This window comes from Paenibacillus sp. E222 (assembly GCF_013401555.1).
Taxonomy (GTDB): Bacteria; Bacillota; Bacilli; order Paenibacillales; family Paenibacillaceae; genus Paenibacillus.
Window position 1 is genome coordinate 6,809,777 of sequence record NZ_CP058552.1, and the last position, 19,123, is coordinate 6,828,899.

At 41.0% G+C, this 19,123-nt stretch carries 24 protein-coding genes and 1 pseudogene; 6 read left to right on the forward strand and 19 right to left on the reverse strand.

From position 1 onward, the window contains the following. Nucleotides 1-31 precede the first annotated feature (31 nt). The gene (locus HW560_RS30280; RefSeq protein ID WP_179265410.1) at nucleotides 32-1,000 is read left to right on the forward strand and encodes a cation diffusion facilitator family transporter; all 969 of its coding nucleotides are present in this window, start codon (nucleotides 32-34) and stop codon (nucleotides 998-1,000) included. A 164-nt stretch (nucleotides 1,001-1,164) separates the two neighbouring features. On the opposite strand, the gene HW560_RS30285 is transcribed toward HW560_RS30280, so the two are convergent. Both HW560_RS30285 and HW560_RS30290 read right to left on the reverse strand, forming a co-directional pair. Then, nucleotides 1,165-1,581 carry a hypothetical protein gene (locus HW560_RS30285; protein ID WP_179265411.1) on the reverse strand — a complete coding sequence of 139 codons (417 nt, stop codon included), beginning with the start codon at nucleotides 1,579-1,581 and terminating at the stop codon, nucleotides 1,165-1,167. 66 nt (nucleotides 1,582-1,647) lie between these two features. Then, nucleotides 1,648-1,860 carry a hypothetical protein gene (locus HW560_RS30290; RefSeq protein ID WP_090894809.1) on the reverse strand — a complete coding sequence of 71 codons (213 nt, stop codon included), beginning with the start codon at nucleotides 1,858-1,860 and terminating at the stop codon, nucleotides 1,648-1,650. 143 nt (nucleotides 1,861-2,003) lie between these two features. Between HW560_RS30290 and HW560_RS30295 the strand changes: the two genes are divergently transcribed. Beyond that, a complete protein-coding gene (locus HW560_RS30295; RefSeq protein WP_179265412.1) occupies nucleotides 2,004-2,432 on the forward strand; it encodes a hypothetical protein in 429 nt (142 codons plus the stop codon). Between the two features lie 111 nt (nucleotides 2,433-2,543). Here the strand turns inward: HW560_RS30295 and HW560_RS30300 are convergent, their stop codons facing one another. The 6 genes from HW560_RS30300 to HW560_RS30325 form a co-directional block, all read right to left on the reverse strand. After that, nucleotides 2,544-2,831, reverse strand: coding sequence for an SHOCT domain-containing protein (locus HW560_RS30300; protein ID WP_179265413.1), 288 nt, complete (start codon nucleotides 2,829-2,831; stop codon nucleotides 2,544-2,546). A 424-nt stretch (nucleotides 2,832-3,255) separates the two neighbouring features. Further along, the gene (locus HW560_RS30305; RefSeq protein WP_179265414.1) at nucleotides 3,256-3,996 is read right to left on the reverse strand and encodes an ATP-grasp domain-containing protein; all 741 of its coding nucleotides are present in this window, start codon (nucleotides 3,994-3,996) and stop codon (nucleotides 3,256-3,258) included. Nucleotides 3,997-4,124: 128 nt separating this feature from the next. After that, entirely contained in the window at nucleotides 4,125-4,583 is a 459-nt protein-coding gene (locus HW560_RS30310) for a DUF2262 domain-containing protein (protein ID WP_179265415.1), read from the reverse strand. 96 nt (nucleotides 4,584-4,679) lie between these two features. Further along, nucleotides 4,680-4,982 carry a MepB family protein gene (locus tag HW560_RS30315; RefSeq protein WP_373564966.1) on the reverse strand — a complete coding sequence of 101 codons (303 nt, stop codon included), beginning with the start codon at nucleotides 4,980-4,982 and terminating at the stop codon, nucleotides 4,680-4,682. Nucleotides 4,983-5,050: 68 nt separating this feature from the next. Beyond that, nucleotides 5,051-5,914, reverse strand: a complete 864-nt coding sequence (locus HW560_RS30320; protein WP_179265416.1) for a phosphotransferase — start codon at nucleotides 5,912-5,914, stop codon at nucleotides 5,051-5,053. A gap of 10 nt (nucleotides 5,915-5,924) precedes the next feature. Beyond that, nucleotides 5,925-6,473: an HAD-IIIA family hydrolase gene (locus HW560_RS30325; protein WP_179265417.1), complete on the reverse strand. Its 549-nt coding sequence runs from the start codon at nucleotides 6,471-6,473 to the stop codon at nucleotides 5,925-5,927. A 405-nt stretch (nucleotides 6,474-6,878) separates the two neighbouring features. On the opposite strand from HW560_RS30325, the gene HW560_RS30330 reads away from it, so the two are divergent. Then, the gene (locus tag HW560_RS30330; RefSeq protein ID WP_179265418.1) at nucleotides 6,879-7,154 is read left to right on the forward strand and encodes a hypothetical protein; all 276 of its coding nucleotides are present in this window, start codon (nucleotides 6,879-6,881) and stop codon (nucleotides 7,152-7,154) included. 135 nt (nucleotides 7,155-7,289) lie between these two features. On the opposite strand, the pseudogene HW560_RS30335 reads toward HW560_RS30330, so the two are convergent. Beyond that, nucleotides 7,290-7,607: pseudogene (locus HW560_RS30335) on the reverse strand (NUDIX domain-containing protein); the annotation flags it as partial. A gap of 261 nt (nucleotides 7,608-7,868) precedes the next feature. Here HW560_RS30335 and HW560_RS30340 point away from each other — a divergent pair. Continuing rightward, the gene (locus HW560_RS30340; RefSeq protein WP_090894804.1) at nucleotides 7,869-8,378 is read left to right on the forward strand and encodes an RNA polymerase sigma factor; all 510 of its coding nucleotides are present in this window, start codon (nucleotides 7,869-7,871) and stop codon (nucleotides 8,376-8,378) included. A 2-nt stretch (nucleotides 8,379-8,380) separates the two neighbouring features. Beyond that, nucleotides 8,381-9,427 carry an anti-sigma factor C-terminal domain-containing protein gene (locus tag HW560_RS30345; RefSeq protein ID WP_257031527.1) on the forward strand — a complete coding sequence of 349 codons (1,047 nt, stop codon included), beginning with the start codon at nucleotides 8,381-8,383 and terminating at the stop codon, nucleotides 9,425-9,427. Nucleotides 9,428-9,588: 161 nt separating this feature from the next. Here the strand turns inward: HW560_RS30345 and HW560_RS30350 are convergent, their stop codons facing one another. The 4 genes from HW560_RS30350 to HW560_RS30365 form a co-directional block, all read right to left on the reverse strand. Further along, on the reverse strand, nucleotides 9,589-10,452 hold the full coding sequence (locus tag HW560_RS30350; protein WP_179265419.1) for a DUF4085 family protein: 864 nt from the start codon (nucleotides 10,450-10,452) through the stop codon (nucleotides 9,589-9,591). Nucleotides 10,453-10,753: 301 nt separating this feature from the next. Next, nucleotides 10,754-11,200: a hypothetical protein gene (locus HW560_RS30355; protein ID WP_090894799.1), complete on the reverse strand. Its 447-nt coding sequence runs from the start codon at nucleotides 11,198-11,200 to the stop codon at nucleotides 10,754-10,756. 3 nt (nucleotides 11,201-11,203) lie between these two features. After that, complete coding sequence (locus HW560_RS30360; protein WP_090894797.1) at nucleotides 11,204-11,698, reverse strand: NUDIX hydrolase; 495 nt, start codon at nucleotides 11,696-11,698, stop codon at nucleotides 11,204-11,206. Continuing rightward, nucleotides 11,695-12,093, reverse strand: a complete 399-nt coding sequence (locus HW560_RS30365; RefSeq protein ID WP_090894795.1) for a winged helix-turn-helix transcriptional regulator — start codon at nucleotides 12,091-12,093, stop codon at nucleotides 11,695-11,697. Before HW560_RS30365 ends, HW560_RS30360 begins: the two co-directional genes overlap by 4 nt. Before the next feature lie 245 nt (nucleotides 12,094-12,338). Here HW560_RS30365 and HW560_RS30370 point away from each other — a divergent pair, with 245 nt between their 5' ends. Next, on the forward strand, nucleotides 12,339-12,926 hold the full coding sequence (locus tag HW560_RS30370; RefSeq protein WP_090894793.1) for an NAD(P)H oxidoreductase: 588 nt from the start codon (nucleotides 12,339-12,341) through the stop codon (nucleotides 12,924-12,926). Nucleotides 12,927-13,028: 102 nt separating this feature from the next. Here HW560_RS30370 and HW560_RS30375 read toward each other — a convergent pair whose 3' ends face one another. The 6 genes from HW560_RS30375 to HW560_RS30400 form a co-directional block, all read right to left on the reverse strand. Next, the gene (locus HW560_RS30375) at nucleotides 13,029-13,670 is read right to left on the reverse strand and encodes a FusB/FusC family EF-G-binding protein (protein WP_090894791.1); all 642 of its coding nucleotides are present in this window, start codon (nucleotides 13,668-13,670) and stop codon (nucleotides 13,029-13,031) included. 296 nt (nucleotides 13,671-13,966) lie between these two features. Continuing rightward, the gene (locus HW560_RS30380; RefSeq protein WP_179265951.1) at nucleotides 13,967-15,583 is read right to left on the reverse strand and encodes a xylulokinase; all 1,617 of its coding nucleotides are present in this window, start codon (nucleotides 15,581-15,583) and stop codon (nucleotides 13,967-13,969) included. A 204-nt stretch (nucleotides 15,584-15,787) separates the two neighbouring features. Beyond that, nucleotides 15,788-16,375 carry a hypothetical protein gene (locus tag HW560_RS30385; protein ID WP_179265420.1) on the reverse strand — a complete coding sequence of 196 codons (588 nt, stop codon included), beginning with the start codon at nucleotides 16,373-16,375 and terminating at the stop codon, nucleotides 15,788-15,790. Between the two features lie 65 nt (nucleotides 16,376-16,440). Continuing rightward, the gene (locus HW560_RS30390; RefSeq protein WP_090894787.1) at nucleotides 16,441-17,097 is read right to left on the reverse strand and encodes a hypothetical protein; all 657 of its coding nucleotides are present in this window, start codon (nucleotides 17,095-17,097) and stop codon (nucleotides 16,441-16,443) included. Nucleotides 17,098-17,291: 194 nt separating this feature from the next. Then, on the reverse strand, nucleotides 17,292-18,164 hold the full coding sequence (locus HW560_RS30395; RefSeq protein ID WP_090894785.1) for a carbohydrate ABC transporter permease: 873 nt from the start codon (nucleotides 18,162-18,164) through the stop codon (nucleotides 17,292-17,294). A 16-nt stretch (nucleotides 18,165-18,180) separates the two neighbouring features. Further along, entirely contained in the window at nucleotides 18,181-19,038 is an 858-nt protein-coding gene (locus HW560_RS30400; protein ID WP_177185780.1) for an ABC transporter permease, read from the reverse strand. Between the last annotated feature and the right edge of the window lie 85 nt (nucleotides 19,039-19,123).

Consider the following 19,123-nt stretch of genomic DNA (forward strand, 5'->3'; position numbering starts at 1 on the left):
CGGAGCACGGCTCCAAAGGAGAGGATCTCGTATGTCCGGACATCATCACAGCCACGACCATGGACACAATCATGGTAGTACCAATAACAAGAAAGTACTGTTGTTTTCCTTCATTATTATTACCGTTTATATGATTGTTGAAGCCGTTGGCGGTTTCATCACCAACAGCTTGGCCCTCATCTCTGATGCAGGTCATATGTTGTCTGATTCCATAGCTTTGGGGATTGCCTTGCTGGCGTTCACCTTTGGCGAAAAAGCGGTGAATACAGGCAAAACGTACGGGTACAGACGCTTTGAGATTTTGGCAGCCACGTTAAATGGGGTCACCTTAATCGCCATCTCACTTTACATCTTTTACGAAGCAATTGGTCGCTTCATCAACCCACCAGAAGTCGCAACAGTCGGTATGTTGATCATCAGCATCATTGGACTGCTCATCAATATTTTGGTGGCCTGGATCATGATGCGCGGCAGCGATACAGAGAAAAACTTGAATATGCGCGGAGCTTATCTCCATGTCATCAGCGATATGCTGGGATCGGTTGGCGCCATTGCTGCGGCTCTGCTCATGATGTTCTTCGGTTGGGGATGGGCCGATCCACTCGCGAGTGTCATTGTTGCTGTACTGGTTCTGCGCAGTGGATTCTTTGTTACCAAATCATCTTTGCATATCTTGATGGAAGGTACTCCGGCCAATGTGGATGTGAATGACCTGGTGCAGACTATTAAACAAGTCGATGGTGTCAAAGGTGTACACGATGTGCATGTCTGGTCCATTACCAGCAACCTGAACGCACTTACCGCACATATTGTGGTGGACGGAACGATGGATGTATACGCATCCGAGGTGCTTGTTCAGAAGATTGAGCACCTGTTAGAGCATAAAGAAATCAAACATGTGACCTTGCAAGTCGAGTCTGAGAAGCATCTTCACGACACCTCGGTATTATGCACCGTCAAAGGTGACGCACCGGATGCTCATGCGCATCATCATCATTGAGATTAATAGTTGTAAATAGAAACAGGACTTATTCCCGTTAGAGGAATAGTCCTGTTTTTCATTTTGCACGTAACTTTAATTCCTTTCGGGTGTTATGTAATATAGATGGCAGTATCGAAACAATAGACTACAAGTCATCATTATTAAAGGAATATATAATTAGCTTATCCATTTAAGTGGATGGCCTGGATATGTTCTCGATCAAAATCAATAATCATAATGTGACCTTGTAATACATGGTCTCCACAGGCTATCGTTGCTCCATAGTCCTCTTTACTATCAAATGTGATATCTACTTGATAAACTTCAATTTCATTAAACCAATCCTTATGTACTTGTTCACGAAGTTCGTTCTCATAGTAATTTCGAAATACTTCCTCACACTCCGTAAACCAATGCAGATATGACTCTACTACATCAGCAATTGCATCTAACTGAATAGTCGCCGATATATAGATTCGGACATCCTTTAAATCTTCATCCTTTATGGATTGCTTAAATATTTGCACTGTATTTTTCAAAACATAACATTTGTACCTCTCATCACTCTCTTCCACGAGCTCAATGAAATCACTTTGCATCTTAACCCTCCTTCCATAAAACGACCTGAATGATGCAAGGTATTGCTTCTTGAATAGGCACCTATACTATACTTTCTCGTCAATAATATATTTATTATCGCCTTGTTTATTGTTATTTTGTTTTTTAATTTCAGTTCTCAAATAATGTACTTCTTTTATTAGATCCTCAAGTCTTTTCGATGTTTTTGATGAATCTATAGCATAGCGTATAACTGCAGCAACGATAAGAAACACAATAAAACATAGGATCAACGCTATAAGAGCTCCAAAGAATTCCATCCTGATTTACAACTCCTTACTTATATTAAACTGTAATTGATTAACTGCTATGTTTACATGCATATAACGTATTGTCAAACCAAGTGCGACGGAATTACGCTGGAGGATTTGTGAATACCACTATATAGAAAGAGGTAATAATCATGACAAATAGAGCATTTTCCCCGATTCTTCTGCTCATCCTACTTCTCACAGCCTGTGCTTCAGAAGTTCCTGCTGAAAACCATGACACTGAGGTTATCCTAAGAAAAGAAGCTATACCCATAATTACGAATGTTGAGACTAACTATCCCGAAAAAGAAGGTTGGATTGTAATTCCTACAGATATCACAGAGTTAAATGTCACAGTAGAGGCGACCAATGCGGAAACACTTCTTTTCTGGGCCGTTCCAACAGGAACTAAGACTTGGGGAGAACGAGAACTAATTGGGTATGATGCCAACGAGGACGATGGTTGGAAGATAACGTGGGATATTGCGGGTAAGTCTGTGCATCACCACGTGATTGTTCAGGCATTGGGAAGTGATGGGAAGACCATAACCGATAAAACGATAAATATTACGAATGAGTAAGGTTGATTTAAATCCTTTAATTAACGGAGATATTATCATTAATGGAGGCCCACCCCGATAACTATATCTTAGGTGGGCCTCCATTATTTTTGTATGTAAGTTATCTCTGAACTATTTGATCTTAAAAAGCAGCTTCTCTTTCTTTTGATCAAATTCATATTCGGAAATGATATTTTTTTCTTTTAACTCACCTAGCTGCAGAAGTTGTTCATGGACATTTATAGGTTGTTTTTTCCTCCGAGAAGATACAACCAAAGCAATAATTGAGAAGGGTATGGCGTACAGCATGCTTAAAAGTCCCAAGATTGCTGCGCTATCGGGATCTTCTGGCCCTAGTCCGAATATCATTAAAAACGTTAATGTGAATAACAAGATACCGATAATTGACAATACTTTCAATTTAATTCCTCCTATATATTAACTTCGTCCCAATTCATAATGACATATCCAAGTTGAATTATAAGCATAACTAGATAACTTATATTTACAACGAAACTAAATTTATGATTTTTGGCTAATTTCATATACTCTTCTTTACCTATCCTCCCAGTGTCCAATCTGGATTTAAGTTTCTTGTTCGATACCAATAATAAATACAACTCAATAATCCCAAACAATCCCCATACTAAAGTGAAAAACAATGACACGGCATTGGCAACCGACAAAAGCATAAGGGAACCTTCATCCAAACCTTTCTCATTTCCTACCTTAAAGCTTACATTCACGCTTAAGGTCAGAATGACTAGACCAAACCTATGAAACTTAAATATGGTGTGAATTTGGAGCTTCGCATGTGCTCTTCCTTTCCGGCAATCTCCATTTGTCACAAAGTTCTTAGATAATCTGTGGTACTCGTTAATTCTGACCATCTGGCTGAGAGGAATATCGCATAATTTACTGGGCTGATTCCATAGGTTCCTAGAGAATGACCATCATTGATCTCTACCAGTTTCATATTTCCTTCTTGATCCACGCCAAAATCCATTCCATATGCAGCCGGTGCATCCTTAAAATCGCTAATTGCTTTCTCGATAACGCTAGCATTCAACGTTGAATCCCATGCCCCTTTATAGCGCCTGATATCCAGAATTTCTCCGTAACGTATAAAACAACGCCACTCTGTCTTAAAATCGACAATCTCGGAACACCATATGCCAGTATCCTCGTTCTCCTCCACAAGTCCAATAAAATCGCTGTATTCTTTCACCACTTTTCCTGCAAACTTTTTGGTAGTATCCTTCGGTTTGATGAACACATTCCAACTTTCTTTATCTTGAAAAAGTTCGTTAATCGTTGTACTCCACACTTTTCTTCCCAGGTAACCTGCTAAGGCATCTGGATAGTCTATTTCTCCTTGTGCTCTTTCCAATCCTAATTGTTCTATACGCTTTCTTACATTGCCTATGCCTCCCACTAATAAGCTTTCGGGGCTATAATCCTGGATCTCTCGTAAATCAAAAAATTTAATGGTTTCCCACCCCAATGAACTGAAGCCTTCATTAGCAATAAACGCATTAACATTATAGAAGTCTCCATTGTTATTAGTTTGTATATAGGCTCTCATCGGATTCTCCTCCTCACTAATTTTCATTGTTACATAAAATACAGCCAATTCATCGTTGCCTTGTACTTTGCTTTCTCCTAAAATTTCAATAGATATGTTAATGGCTGACCGGCTTAACGTATCCTCACCTAAACATCTGCATCAATTAAATTATAGTCATGATCAAATTTTGCATGAATCCGATGTCCACCGAATAAATCTCCATCTGAATATTCACAGTATATATAGTTCACTAGAAATGCGATATCCAGTAACGATATGACTCTTTCAAAGTCTTCTGTGGTTACGTCATATTTCCCAGCATCTACATCATCCCAATTTAAATTCTCATCATCTTCATCGTATTCAGGCCAAAAATCATTTTTATAATCAATTAAATGATGTGCGATCTGTGTCTTAGCCCTGTTTTCAAATTCCTCAGACTGACAGAATAGTTTTTCTGCTCTATTCATCAATTCATCTACATTAGCACTTTCATTCTCAAGCTTTAAACTGTAATATACTTTCCCTTCCGTATGTTCATATGTATTAAATTCCTCGTTATAGATAAACAGACCTATTATTTTACTACTAATTGTCTTTTCCATAGGTGATTACCTCTCTTCTTCATTTTATCTAGATCAATATTTCATTTCATATTCATGCCCCACCAATATCCTATTTCTATTATCAGATTTTTTCTTTCACTTTTGAATGTTGCCATAAAGAATTTGTACATGTGTCGATCCATCTTTACTCCGCTGCCATAGGGTAACAAATTGCCCAATCTTGGTTGGCGTCGTTTTGGCGACCCGAAATCGAATGGAGAGAGAATTTAAGGTGAGCACATACGCCACGTATTCAGCATTTTGTGCTTCTTCATGTGGTTGTGAGCAAACAAAACCACACCTGTCATAGATAAGTTCTTTACTGGCAAGTAAGTCGCCATGAAGCATCTCGGAGGTCGTCCAAGTATTCGGACGATTCAAACTACTTTTGTTATCCAACTTGTGATATCTCCTGTCATGTATAGTCTGAACTAAGGAATTTGCGATAGCTGTAAAAGTTTGTTAGTTCAAAGTTCCTGACATAATCGCTTCCATTCCTGCCATGCCTTCAAATACTCAGGCAGATCATTAGGGTGATGCTTGTTACTCAGCCCAATTCGGCAATATAGATGGACCAGAGCTTCCTCTATCAATCTGGATTTATCCATTTCCACCTGTTCCAGAAGTTCGAATGCAGCAAATAATGTTTCGGTGTTGATATTATCTGGCGAGGAGCTAAAAGCATACAAGAAATCATAGAGGATAGGTCCAACCATTGGAGATGGGTCAATGACGCCGATGAGTTCATTTTGAGCATATACAAAATTATGAACCCCCGTATCGCCATGCAAAAGAAACTTCTCTTCTTCCTCATGAAACAGTCGATCCACTTTGGATTGGACCAGATTATAATCATCTGTCGTTAAAATACTTCCCATATTCATCTTTGCTTCATGAATGCTAATCTGATTGAATTCTTTCCAGGTTCTCTGTGGGAACTCTATTCTGCCCCATGATTTCGTATCTGAAGAACGCACATATGTATTGAACAGCTCCTTCACCAGACGAGATAACCAGTCTCTTTTTTGTCCCCTGTTAAAATGGGTCGTGCCTTCCATATACGTATAAATAAAATAAGTGTTATCCGGATCAGTCAACAAAACTTCAGGCAGTAACGAAGAATTCTTATACGTATTCAAAAACTGCTGGGCAATGTGAATCTGTTCAGGTTCATCTGATTTCAGAATATAGTGCTTATTCAGGCTCGTAGTCAACCGATAAACACGTCCAGCTGTGGTACCTGACAAACTTTGAATTTTAGATATTTCTTCGTTGATATGATGCACCTTGAATAAGTTATTGATCTCATTAATCGTTGGATTAATTAACATATGGACCTCCTCAATATCTGAATTCCCTTCCATGAATGATCCATTGTACGGCATCCCAAATATCCTCTGCGATATAATCAGGTTCGGTCTCCGTCCATTTGTCTCTGAATTTGGTTAATGAAGATTCCCCCCAGCCTGTTCTCACCATGATCTTGGTCGCTCCTACGGCATGGGCAGCAAGCATGTCTGTATCTCCTACATCTCCAATAACTATGCATTTGGATAAATCCAGACCGTGTTCCTCTGAGGCCTGTAATAACATTCCGGGTTTAGGCTTTCTGCAACTGCATTCTTGCTCATGCGGACATATATAGGAGTGATCGAATCCATACTCGCGAAATTGCTCTTCAAAATCCTCAACACTTGCTTCTTCACGTGAGATTCGATATTGATTCGTAAAAGCCAGTACCATAATTCCTTCTCGTTTCAAACGCATAATTGCTTCTTGAGCATTTGGGTATAATCTGAAATCTCTCGGATGAATAAAATGACCTGTACCACCGATTGTTCCATCTCTGTCTATAAAAACAGCTTGTACGTTCCCCTGTGGTTTCATCATGGTCTGTTCCTTTCTTAGAAAAATTTCAAGTCGTGTCGTTCATCTATACTTTCTCATTGATAATATGCTTGCTATCATCTTGCTGCTTATGTTGTTGTTGCTTCTTAATTTCAGTTTTCAGATAGTGTACTTCTTTGATTAATACATCCAGCTTTTTCGATGTTTTGGATGAATCTATGGCATAACGTATTACTGCAGCAAAGATAAGAACCACAATAAGACTTATAAGTGAGTGATACGATTCAAGTCCAGAAGAATTCCATATTGTTGTTCAATTCCTTACTTACATTAAACTGTATTGATTAACTGTTATGTTTACATGCATATAACGTATTGTCAAACCAAGTGCGACGGAATTACTCTGAAGGATTTGTGAATACCACTATATAGAAAGAGGTAATAATCATGACAAATAGAGCATTTTTCCCGATTCTTCTGCTCTTCTTTCTTCTCACAGTAGAGGCCAATAACGCGGAAACACTTCTTTTCTGGGCCGTTCCAACAGGAACTGAGACTTGGGGAGAACGAGAACTAATTGGGTATGATGCCAACGAGGACGATGGTTGGAAGATAACGTGGGATATTGCGGGTAAGTCTTTGCATCACCACGTGATTGTTCAGGCATTGGGAAGTGATGGGAAGACCATAACCGATAAAACGATAAATATTACGAATGAGTAAGGTTGATTTAAATCCTTTAATTAACGAAGATATAATTAATATTGAAGGCCTCCCCCGATAACTATTATCTTAGGTGAGCCTCCATTATTTTGTTACTTAAAGCCTATACTCTCTTTCAAACGGCTAAACATCGTTTTACTTCTTTCTGGAATTCCCCACTGAAGTTCCAACAAAATGGGAGGATAATAGATGGGGTTGATCCATGAGTAGTTGTCCAGATTTGATACTGCATTCAAATATGATCGTTGAATATTCAACCTGGTGACCATTACTGTATGTAAACCGCTGCTCTTCACCACCATAGATCCCTATCACTTTCTCCGGTTCTATGATAAGTCCTGTCTCTTCCCATGCTTCTCTTACCATCGTTTGAGCAGGAGTCTCCCCGAGCTCGATTGCTCCAGCGATTAAACCCCAGTTGGTTTCATTATGTTTACGACCTAACAATATCTCTCCTTGTTTATTTCAGATAACCCCAGCCACACCCGGCATTCCAAGAGAATTTTAAGTTGTTAAGCTACACTATATCTTTCGGGCCCAATTTATAATTTTTTTTCTAAACTTTCTCATTAATGATATGTTTTTGTTCTCTTACTTATGGTTACTCCTTTTTCTTATTTCAATTTCTAAAGAAACCTCCTAAAATTTTTCAATTTTACTGTAACATTATTTGACTTGACCCGTTGTCTAAAGAGAAGGAGGAGGAAACTTGAAATGAGGAGTGATCTATATGCAGAACTATTCAAGCAGTACCAATCCTCCCTGCATCTCTATCTATACCGTATGTGTGGATCTCAGGAGACAGCTGAGGAGTTAGTTCAAGAAACCTTTTACAGAGCCATGGTATCCATGAAAGCCGAGCATGCAAATTACGCCAGAGCCTGGCTATACAAAGTAGCTCGGCATTTATTTATTGATTGGTATCGTAAATATCGTGGAGAAATTCAAATGAATCGAGAGATGGAACAGCAAGCAACAGAAAATACATATCGTTCCCCTGAGGAAGTACTCACAGCTCGTGAACGAACCCTTCGTATTCAACAAGTGATGAAGAAACTTCCCGAACAGTATAGAACCATTTTGTTGCTAAGAGAAATGAACGAGTTATCTTATAACGAACTTTGCGAGATTCTGGATATGAACATGAATCAGGTCAAGGTCACCCTTTTTCGTGCCAGAGAACGATTCAAAGTAGAAATGCTTCAAATGAAAGGAGACGTTTGAGAATGTCTAAAACACCACATGATGAGGAACGTGTATTTCAGGAAGAGGATTTTGAGTATCAGCGTCCTGAATGGGGTCATAAGCAGTTTAAACGAATGGTTTGGAAAACGAGATGGAAGTTTTTCCTAAATGCAGGAGGAGCTCTTTTTTTAATATTTATGGTCTATCACATCTATGTATCGTCACTCCATATCTACTTTGACCAATCAAAGGTACGTAATGACTTCATTCGTTCGATTGTATCTGTGGTTGAGATGCATGGTGACGGACTTCGGGTAGAGAAGACGAATTATGAACTCTTTGAAGTAACCCCACTCCTAACCCAGAAAGCTAATCTGAAAATATATCGACATGTGGGCTCGTGGGAAGTAATCACAGGTGAAATTCAAGCTGAACTCAATATAACCGGTAAATTCACCTATACGATTACTAATACAGGAGCGTATATGAATGGCAATAACCCAGGCCCTTTCTATCTCCCTTACTCCCTAGTAGATGGTATACCTACTAAAGCCTCTGATGAAAGCAGTAGCTTGAATCGGCTTCGTAAAATTGATGACGGACATGTCGCAGAGATGTCATTATCCTTGAAAAACCTAGCGCATCCCGATCAACTGATGCAGCTTCTTACAGATTATGATGTTGCAGTAACCGCCATGCCGATCTATTCTGGCGAATTAAAAGATCAAGATATCTCTTACTCTCGGTCAGGCATGTTCAACTATAATATTCCTCATTTGAGTCTTAAACCTCTTTCTGAATTTAAAGAGGATGGGGCAAATTGGTATAACTATTTCGTTCCAGAAGATTCAGGGCAGATGCAGGAGCAGGTTCAAGCGATGTTGTCTGATCTAGAATGGATGTCAAACCATCTTGAGTACAGTGGTGCTGAACTAGATAAACAACGTCTTGCCTATTTAAAAAAGAATGGCGTTCAAGTATATGGCGCGGTGGTTACTGGTCCTGTACGAGAGTTAGAGAAACTTACAAAGGTTCCGGAATTCCAACATTTCCAATTGAATCGAGTAGAGATATGGAATTGGGATTAAGATGACTTATCCAGTATCGACATTACGTTTCATATAAAAAAGAGATGATACCTGTTTAATCAGTGGTATTATCTCTTTTTTTCTGATTTCTTTTACCATAAAATCACCTTGTGTAACGTTATTGTTGCGAGAAGCTTAGTTTCTCTACCGCCGCCTCTGTCTCACTCTTCTTCTGCAAGAATATCTTCACAGCGAACAATCAATTCGGGCATATTTTCTCCGTAAAATAAAACATGAAGCTCATATCCGTTATCAATCCGGTACAGCTCTTGATACAGCCAGTAACTGCCTACAATCATACCCTCTTGCTTGATGATTTCGGTTGCAACCAGCGTAAGTTTATTTATATTGGTAAAGCCCCCACGAGTGTCAAAACGAATAACGACCTCATCACCCGTCAGCAGTTCCGTTACTGTACAATCGTGAAATTGAACCCGGCTACGAATTTCATGGGGAATATCCTGTGCTAAAATGACATCCCTGTATTCATTGGATACATGCTCCATCTCTCTCCTATTTTCTGCACTCTGTTTCTTTAGCTGTAGCATAACTTCTCTCGTGCAATAACCCAACGTAAATACACGGATATCCGCAATTTGCTCATAGATTTTCTTGGGTAATCGTTCTTTCTGGTGTTTGTAATCCCATTCCTGCATGTCTTTAAATGCAATTCTATGCTGCAGTTCGTCAAAAGGAGGCCTCACATCAAAATCCGCGATTAATTTGTCGATCCTCTCTCTTTCTTCAGCAGGCATCTGATATACTTTTTTATCATCTTCCGATATTTCATTCCCACTAAAAAACTTCTCGGCAGGTACAAAAACATGGCCATTTTGCTCCAGCAAAAAACGAGGATCTGTATTGTACATCTCACGCTGAAGCTCTATATACTCTTTTTCTTTTCTTTTATACCGTCGTAGGAAAAGTGCTTCGTTTAATTCGTAAGTTCCTCTATGTACCCTCATCCCAAAATGTAGTCCTGTCCGTTGACACAACTCGTACCATTCTTTCGTTAAATATCTCATATGCACCTCTTCTGCTGATTTTTAGAATCTACTTTGCTATTGAAGCGTAGAGCTTTTTAATTTGTGACGAGAATTTAGCTGCAACTGTAATATGTGTGCGTTTAAAATAAGCTGTTAATTGTTTAGGATGATTTTTGACAATATCATATTCTATAATCGTGTTAGCGATAACCAATCTCGTAAAACCCAGAACCTCGACAATTTCAGATCGATCTCGTTAGAAATTGCTCTATTGATTTCATCGCTACTCCTCCAAAATCTTCAGCCTCAACGATTCCTTATATTCAACAGACGTACTGGTCTACGCTAAGGTTTGAAAAAATTTGTGTTTTATTTCTTTGTCGTTTCGCTCCGCCCATTCATGCACAGCTTCTACGCCTGCGGATTCCTGACCTCGTTGAAAATAAAAACATAGATCCATCGGCACTAACCGTTTACCATAGAGTTTGATGCCAATCCGTCTGTAATTCATATAAATGCATTCAATCTCGGATGCATCGTATTTCCGATGTTTCGTAGAAATCACATGATCGCTCTCCAGCGTGATACTGGGTTTAGTGAAAAATAAACGCCAGATCAGAAAAACGATATAACCCAGAATATAGGTCAATATAATGATCAGTGAGTACTTCAGAATACCATTTTCATCGTAAATAACATTTCTGAAAAGCATAGCTTCAATGGCCAGCATGCATAGTAGGTTCAACAATGATCTTGGATAAATTGTCTTGTATGTGATGAGTTCCACCTCCTAATCATTCTCTTTATTAATCCGAAGCCACTCGGAAGGGGCTTTTCTGGCAAAATGCTTTTCAACAAAATCCAAAATATCATCAATGCCGGGCAATGCCGCATTTTCTTTGGCTTCGTCAAACGTCATCCATTGGTACTGGGTATGTTCATGATTTAACCGGACAGGCTGGCTTTCATCCACGTATCCTACGAATACGGGAGCGGTATAGATATACTCCCCCATGGGTGAATAATATTGTTCGAATTGATTGGCAGAATACAGCCGGACTTCAGTAATACCTGTTTCCTCGTGAACTTCTCTGAGTGCAGCTTCCCATGCCTTCTCACCCTTTTCTATCCCGCCGCCAACATAACACCACTCGTTATGCAACATACGACCAGCCCGCTTTAGCATCAGTACACGGTATTGATCGAGGCTCTTCTTCAACAGAACTACAGCCACTCCTTCACAACGAATGGGGACTACCTGTTTCACGTGCTCTGCACCATTCAATTTCTCGCCCCCTTCTCTTCAGAATCGAAGTCCTCCAGAACCTTAAATTTATCCCCGTGGATTTTATCCAAATGCTCTTCTCCCCAATAACATAAATGGTCCAAGGCAGGCTTGAGTCCCCAGCCGTAGTCCGTTAACTCATATTCCACTTTGGGAGGAACCTCCGAATATACCTTACGCTGTACAATCTCGTCCTTTTCCAGACCTCTGAGCTGTGTTGTCAGCATCTTCTGCGTAATGTCGGGGATTAACCGTCGAAGCTCCGACGTGCGTTTACGTCCGGTCATCAAATGATAAATAATCAAAGGCTTCCACTTCCCGCCCATCACTTCCAAGGCCGCTTCTACGCCTACTTTATATTTCTTCGGAGCGTTTGTGTCTTCATGTTCCGTCATTCTGAACCCCTCCATAATCAGGCTGTATTCAAGGTAAAACGTAATCTTCTTGCTGCTCTTTTTTCTATTATTTAAGCCCATTTCGAGGCATCCATTCAGGGTACTTTAATGTTCCTATGGCACTTCATTCTTCCTATAGAACATCAAAGTGCGTACTTCCAGATGTTTTCATACCTGTTTATAATAGCATCAGCCATTGATTCATGGCTACAAGACTGCATTGCAGAAAGGTAGTGAACGTTAAGATGAACGTACTCGTTGTAGTATCCCACCCAAGAAAAGATTCCTTGACCTTTCAGGTAGCTGATCGTTTTGTACAAGGTCTTGCCGAGGCTGGTCACGGTTATGAGATACTGGATTTGCATGGGATTGGATTCGACCCAATTCTTCGTGAGATGGACGAACCAGACTATACCCAAGAAAATCAGGTGTTCTCACCTGAGGTTGAAACCGAGATGAAGCGATTGAAGAAACACGATGCTGTCGCTTTTGTGTTTCCTCTTTGGTGGTGGCATCTGCCAGCCATGTTGAAAGGGTATGTGGATCGTGTCATGAACAACGGGTTTGCATATGGCACGAACAAACTTCCTCATCAGCAGATATTGTGGATCTCTCTTTCAGGTGTGACGGAAGAACAGATGCAGAAGCGCAACTATGGTGAATCGATTGCCAATCTGCTCAATGTAGGTATTGCCGATTACTGCGGCGTGTCCCGATCCAGGGTTGAGTTTTTATATGAAACGTTGGAATCCAAACCTGAGCATTATGAGGCACTGCTGAACCATGCGCATAACCTGGGACTGAACTACGCCAATGATCCTTCGACGCTATAAAGGTATTATAGTGCTACATTGATATGACACCTGACGTCCCAATTCCGCTTGAACACAGCAAAAAGGTCGCTCCAAAGAGCGACCCTGTTTGTTTAGATTCAATTATTTTACGGTCGAGAGAAGAAACTTCTCCAACATACTAGTATCGGTGATACTATGGTTACAAGCTGTGTTATCCATGCATACGTACTGGGCCACGGAAGAAATGTTGTCCGGCGTATAGCTCTTGGTCTTTACGTTGAAGAATCCGAGCTCCTGATGGCGATGACAGAACATACAATACCCTTTCTTGTTCGTGGCTGTAAGCCGTCCCTCAATTCCGAGGAATCTGCCTTCATACGGATACACGATGAACAAGCGATCGGTAGCAATGTCGGTCCATCTCAGATAAGTTGTACGTGCGTAATCGATGGATTCCAGATCCGGCACTTTGAGCTTCTTTACCTTGGGAAACAGCTTCTGAATTTGCTTCGCGGATACTTGCGGAAATGGAATCAGATATGCTTCCAGCTGGTTCAGATAGGTCTGCAACTCATGTGTCGTCTCATACGTGGATAACTGCTCCAGCAGTTGCTTCTGTTCCAGAGTAAGTTCATCGAAGATGCTCACCGCATTTGTGCCGACCGTATAACGGACGGTTTCCAATACTTTTGGATCCACAACCGAGCGTAGCGTTTTGAGCAGGAAATCAGCTTGTTTTTGAATATAATTAAATTGATGATTCTGAATAAATGGTGTTTGCATGGCGTTCAGCCCCTTATTTTTATTGGAAGAACAAATAAGGTGCAAAGCCTGCGGGATGAACCATTATGTTGATATTGATTTCAGGGCAACAATCTCATTTTTGTCGCGCCCTACACAAAGTCCGCCCCTATTCAGGCTTTGCGTAAGGCTTTCTAGCGAACGAGCAATCCGGCATCATCCATATTGCCACGTCATAACCCCCAATACGATAGATATATCGAAATTATAGCAGGGCAGCATAGTGTAGGCAACGAGCTTCGTTTCAATTTCCTCTTTTCAAGAAATATAATTACATCTTAGGCTTTCTTCCCATTTTCCACGAAATGATCTACTGCTGACTGCTCAATGGCCAGTCCTTCCGTGTAACGCTCCATGAACAAGGCAAATCCATTCACGTCCTCGCTATTTGGAGAAACCTCTTGTCCTTCTGCATCAATAAACACCTTGGTATTAAGGTACTCCGCCAAACCCTCGTGCTGCTGCTTATTAACCATGTAGGAAGCCAAAATAGCCATTCCCCATGCGCCACCTTCACCAGCGGTAGACATAACCGAAACGGGAATGTTCAGTGCGGATGCGCACATTTTTTGAGCGACTCGTGGGGTTTTGAACAATCCGCCATGCGCCCAAATGTGCTCAATCGTTACGTGCTCCTTCTGTGTCAAAATATCCAGCCCGAGCCTTAGTGCAGCAAACGCAGCAAATAGATGGACTCTCATAAAGTTTGCCAGATTGAAGCGGCTCTCTGGAGAACGCACAAACAACGGACGACCTTTTGCAATTCCTGTAATATTCTCGCCTGAATAGTAGCCATAGCTCAGTAAGCCACCGCCATCAGCGTCAGCTTTCAGTGCTTCATTGAACAACACACTGAATAATTGGTTCATATCGGGCTTCTGTCCCATCGCCTCATAAAACTCACGGAACATGTTTACCCAAGCATTAATATCGCTGGAGCAGTTATTCGCAAGAACCATAGCCACAGGATTGCCTTCAGGTGTAGTCACGATGTCAATCTCAGGGTATACCGTAGACAGGTTTTTCTCTAATACAATCATGGCAAAAATCGATGTACCTACGGAAATGTTACCCGTACGTTTTTGGACACTATTCGTAGCGACCATGCCTGTTCCAGCATCGCCTTCCGGAGGGCACAGTGGAATATTGGATTCCAAGTTACCCGATAGATCTAACAGTCGTGCACCAGCTTCACTAAGATATCCGGCATGTTCACCGGCAGTATAGACTTTAGGTAAAATATCTTTAAGATTCCACGGGTAGCCTTTGTCAGCAATTAAATCGTCAAACTTCCTCACCATATCTTCATGATATTCCAGTGTGGATTCATCAATTGGGAACATACCTGAGGCATCCCCTATACCAATAGCTTTACTGCCAGTCAACAGCCGATGTATGTAACCTGATAGTGTCGTAATATAATTGATGTTAGTGACATGCTCTTCTCCGTTCAAAATCGCTTGATACAAATGTGCGATGCTCCAGCGCTCTGGAATTTTAAACTGGAATTTCTCGGTTAGCTCTGATGCAGCCTTACCCGTTGTGGCATTGCGCCATGTACGAAACGGAACCAATAACTCCCCTGTTTGATCGAGTGCAATGTAACCCTGCATCATAGCAGAACATCCGATTGAGCCAATTTTTTGTATCGTTACACCATAATTATTCTGAATCTCTTGCTTTAATTGATGATAGGTTTGTTGCAGCCCGTGAATCATTTCATTCATATCGTAGGTCCAATAACCGTCGATCAATTGATTTGCCCACTCATAGCTGCTGGAACAGATGGTATTGAAATGGTGATCCATGAGTACAGCTTTGATTCGTGTGGATCCAAATTCAATGCCCAGCGAAGTTTCTCCCCTGACTATTGCTTGTTTCAAGTTTTGATCCATCATCGTATTCATCCTCTCTGAATTTGGAATTAGCTCGATTCGGGAAAATTTACATCCCCGTCATCGGAGTACATTGAAATGAAACCTACCCTATGATTACTCTTGTGATCACTCTTGGAAAACTGCAAATGTTTCACCTTAACAATATATTGTCCTCATTCGATGGATAGAGTGGTGGACCAGCTTCTTCATATTGCTTTGTTCTTAATATCGTTCTGTAAACCTACTCATCCACCAATCCCTCTTCATTAAATATTCAATTTTGATTGGCATAATAATGTATTCTTCCGTTACTTCAATCAGCTCATTGGGACCGTTATAGATTAAATCCACATTTAAGTGAAACGGTTTAATTTTTCTACCCACTTCATCTTCAAATTCTTGAACATAACGTATAAGGTCAGGTATCCCTTCCCAGTAATTCATTGCAGCTTGCCCGCCCGCAGGCATGTACCACCACTGCCTAAAGGATGGCCATAAATGAACCAATACCTCCCTTAATTCATGTTGTTCAACTAACTTAAAGTCGGGCAGTCCTAGCACAAATGATACATGATGATTATTTTTATGTGCCTTCTGTTGAATGCTGCGATCCCAGAACCATTTCCATTGTATTTCAAGTTTTTGATGAAGTTGATCTGATTCTACCCTTTGCCGGGATGGCCATAGATTATTCTCATTGATCTCCTCTTTAAGAAGGCCATACGTACTCGCTACATAGATCAAAAAGTTCAATTCAATATCACTGGATATACAAACAGACCATGAGTTATGGTTTTGAATCATTGACATTTCACCTTTCACCCAAAATGCATAAATTTAACGTTGATCAAGCGATTTGAGAGATATTCTTCTTCCTATTTTGTTGCACTAATATAGCTCAATTTAAAAATATGATCATACATATATGTGTAAGAATCGTAATACTCAAGCGCCTTTTTTCTCTCTTCGTGGAAAGACTTTAATCTTTCCTTGTCCCCGGTATGAACATAGGCTATTAGCTCAATACTTGCTTTTTTATATGCCTCCAAACTATAAAACGCATCAGATAAATCAGAGGAATTATAGTCTTGTACTGGAGTAAATACCTCTGGACGGATCACGACATTGGATTCGGCTTCCTTTATTAACTGTTGTAATTTGGAGATGTCAACTTGCTCTTCTAATATCACTTTACTAAGGACATCAATCACTTCTTGCTCGATCTTGTTGAATTGGCTTGTAAATTCATAGTTGGATAGATGCATTTCTATTAAATTTTTGGTGTAATGAGAATAGCTATTCACTAAATTAAGCTTGGAGTTCTTATACTCTACCGCAAATCTTGCATCACGAAGAACACTGGCCGGGATATAAGCATGATTGTCAATTATTTTGACTTCTGTCCCTGCTCTGGTCTTTAGTTCTTTTCCATTCAAAACTATACTTATCTTCTGTGGTGCACTTGTCGCTGCAAAAGCAAGAGAAGCGCTTAATAACGACAAAACCAAGGTAACGATTATCATCTTCTTCACTTCGTACACACCCTTCGATATGAATAATAAGGAGAATTTTTAATTAGCTCTCATCGTACCATTTTATTCAAATAAAGGTAATACACTACATATGTGCAACGTTCTTTTTCCATACACAAAAAAGAAGCCACCTCCCTGGCCTTCCACCAGTTCAGCAACTCCTTTTTCACACCTATTCGTACCGCTACTCGACTCTACTCCTTCACAGCCCCAACTACAATCCCGGTTACAAAGTACCGTTGCAAGAACGGATACACGAGCAGGATCGGCAGCGCGCTGATAAAGATCTGAGAAGCCCGAATCGTCCGTTGGGACAGGTTCTTCACCGCTTCTGGATCAAGCTTCGACATGTCGGCCTGCACGATAATCGTCTGCATGAATGTTGCCAGTGGCAGCTTTTCCGCATCACGGATGTAGATAATCCCGTCAAAATATGCGTTCCAATGTCCCACCATCATGAAGAGAGAAACGGTTGCAATAACGGGTACGGAGACGGGCAGATAGATTTTGATAAACGTCTGCAAGTGTCCTGCACCATCGATAAATGCGGCTTCTTCCAGGTCCTTCGGAACGGTACGGAAGAAATTCAGCAGCAGAATGATGTTAAACACCGCAACCAACCCAGGCAAAATCAAGGCCAGCAATGTGTTCATCAGACCCAGCTTCAGAATGAGGATATACCCCGGAATGAGGCCACCGCTGAACAGCATCGTGATGACAAAATACCATAGATAGATGTTACGTGCGCGGAAAACCCGCGTCTCTTTGGAAAGCGCATAGGCTGCAAGCGTATTAACGATTAACGCAAGTCCAGTACCCAGTACCGTCCGTTCCACAGACACCCACAAGGAGGAGAGGAAGTTCGTATTGGCAAATGTCTTCGCATACGCCTCCAGTGTGAATCCAATTGGCCAGAACGTCACCAGTCCAGCATTGGCAGGAGCAGATGCGCTCAGTGATACCATGAGTAAGTGATACAAAGGCAGCAAGCAGAGCAGCGAAAGGATGGTCAGTAACACATTGTTGATTATGCTGAATATGCGGTAAGGCATCGTTTTATGATACATGAGTTCGTCATCCTTTCTAGAAAATTCGATATCCGGCGAATCGGTAAGCCAGTCGGTACGAGATCACGATCAGGATCAGGCTGATGACCGATTTGAACAGATTCACAGCGGTAGCGAAACTGAACTGCCCACTAAGCAGACCTTCTCTATACACAAACGTATCGATAATATCCCCTTGCTGGTAAATCAATGGACTATATAAGTTAAAGATCTGGTCAAAGTTGGCGTTAAGCACATTACCCAGTGCCAGGGTTGCGATTACGATCCCAATGGGAATAAGTGCCGGGATGGTAATATACATCGTTTGCTTCCAGCGTCCTGCCCCATCCACTTCAGCCGCTTCATAGAGTGCAGGGTTAATGCCGGACAGTGCCGCGAGGAAGATGATCGTATTGAATCCAAACTCTTTCCAGACATCACTCGCAATAATCGTGAATCGGAACCAGCTGCCATCCCCCAGGAAGAAGATCGGCTTAATGCCGAATACGGAGACTAGGAACTGATTGACAATACCCGTCTGCGCCAGAATGTCGATCAGGATGCCTGACAGCGTAACCCAAGACAAAAAGTGTGGCAGATACACGAGCGTTTGAATTGTTCTTTTCAGCGCCATCTTCCGTACCTCGTTAAGCAATAAGGCGAATATAAACGGAATGATTAAGTTCATGACGATCTTGGAACAGGCAAAAAACAGCGTATTCCACGTAATTTGCAAGAAGTAATCATTTTCCCACATGTATCTGAAATGCTTCAGTCCGACCCATTCGGAATCGAAAAATCCCAGTGCAGGTTTATAATCCTGAAATGCCATCAAAATCCCGGACATCGGAATGTATGAAAATATAAAGACCATAATGGCCGCCGGCAACACCATGAAGTGCAGAATCCATGGCTGCTTGTAGCGTTTTTTTCTCTTTTTTTCCAGCTTGTTCCCAACGTTTGCCTGCGGGACCCGCTTA

Excerpts from the sequence above, each read along its gene's own strand:
- HW560_RS30310 (WP_179265415.1), bottom strand. The coding sequence starts at position 4,583 with ATGGAAAAGACAATTAGTAGTAAAATAATAGGTCTGTTTATCTATAAC.
- HW560_RS30350 (WP_179265419.1), bottom strand. The coding sequence starts at position 10,452 with ATGAGATATTTAACGAAAGAATGGTACGAGTTGTGTCAACGGACAGGA.
- HW560_RS30365 (WP_090894795.1), bottom strand. The coding sequence starts at position 12,093 with ATGACGGAACATGAAGACACAAACGCTCCGAAGAAATATAAAGTAGGC.
- HW560_RS30395 (WP_090894785.1), bottom strand. The coding sequence starts at position 18,164 with ATGTATCATAAAACGATGCCTTACCGCATATTCAGCATAATCAACAAT.
- HW560_RS30325 (WP_179265417.1), bottom strand. The coding sequence starts at position 6,473 with ATGATGAAACCACAGGGGAACGTACAAGCTGTTTTTATAGACAGAGAT.
- HW560_RS30290 (WP_090894809.1), bottom strand. The coding sequence starts at position 1,860 with ATGGAATTCTTTGGAGCTCTTATAGCGTTGATCCTATGTTTTATTGTG.
- HW560_RS30340 (WP_090894804.1), top strand. The coding sequence starts at position 7,869 with ATGAGGAGTGATCTATATGCAGAACTATTCAAGCAGTACCAATCCTCC.
- HW560_RS30380 (WP_179265951.1), bottom strand. The coding sequence starts at position 15,583 with ATGGATCAAAACTTGAAACAAGCAATAGTCAGGGGAGAAACTTCGCTG.
- HW560_RS30305 (WP_179265414.1), bottom strand. The coding sequence starts at position 3,996 with ATGAGAGCCTATATACAAACTAATAACAATGGAGACTTCTATAATGTT.
- HW560_RS30385 (WP_179265420.1), bottom strand. The coding sequence starts at position 16,375 with ATGTCAATGATTCAAAACCATAACTCATGGTCTGTTTGTATATCCAGT.
- HW560_RS30280 (WP_179265410.1), top strand. The coding sequence starts at position 32 with ATGTCCGGACATCATCACAGCCACGACCATGGACACAATCATGGTAGT.
- HW560_RS30330 (WP_179265418.1), top strand. The coding sequence starts at position 6,879 with ATGACAAATAGAGCATTTTTCCCGATTCTTCTGCTCTTCTTTCTTCTC.
- HW560_RS30320 (WP_179265416.1), bottom strand. The coding sequence starts at position 5,914 with ATGTTAATTAATCCAACGATTAATGAGATCAATAACTTATTCAAGGTG.
- HW560_RS30400 (WP_177185780.1), bottom strand. The coding sequence starts at position 19,038 with ATGGTGTTGCCGGCGGCCATTATGGTCTTTATATTTTCATACATTCCG.
- HW560_RS30375 (WP_090894791.1), bottom strand. The coding sequence starts at position 13,670 with ATGCAAACACCATTTATTCAGAATCATCAATTTAATTATATTCAAAAA.
- HW560_RS30295 (WP_179265412.1), top strand. The coding sequence starts at position 2,004 with ATGACAAATAGAGCATTTTCCCCGATTCTTCTGCTCATCCTACTTCTC.
- HW560_RS30285 (WP_179265411.1), bottom strand. The coding sequence starts at position 1,581 with ATGCAAAGTGATTTCATTGAGCTCGTGGAAGAGAGTGATGAGAGGTAC.
- HW560_RS30370 (WP_090894793.1), top strand. The coding sequence starts at position 12,339 with ATGAACGTACTCGTTGTAGTATCCCACCCAAGAAAAGATTCCTTGACC.
- HW560_RS30345 (WP_257031527.1), top strand. The coding sequence starts at position 8,381 with ATGTCTAAAACACCACATGATGAGGAACGTGTATTTCAGGAAGAGGAT.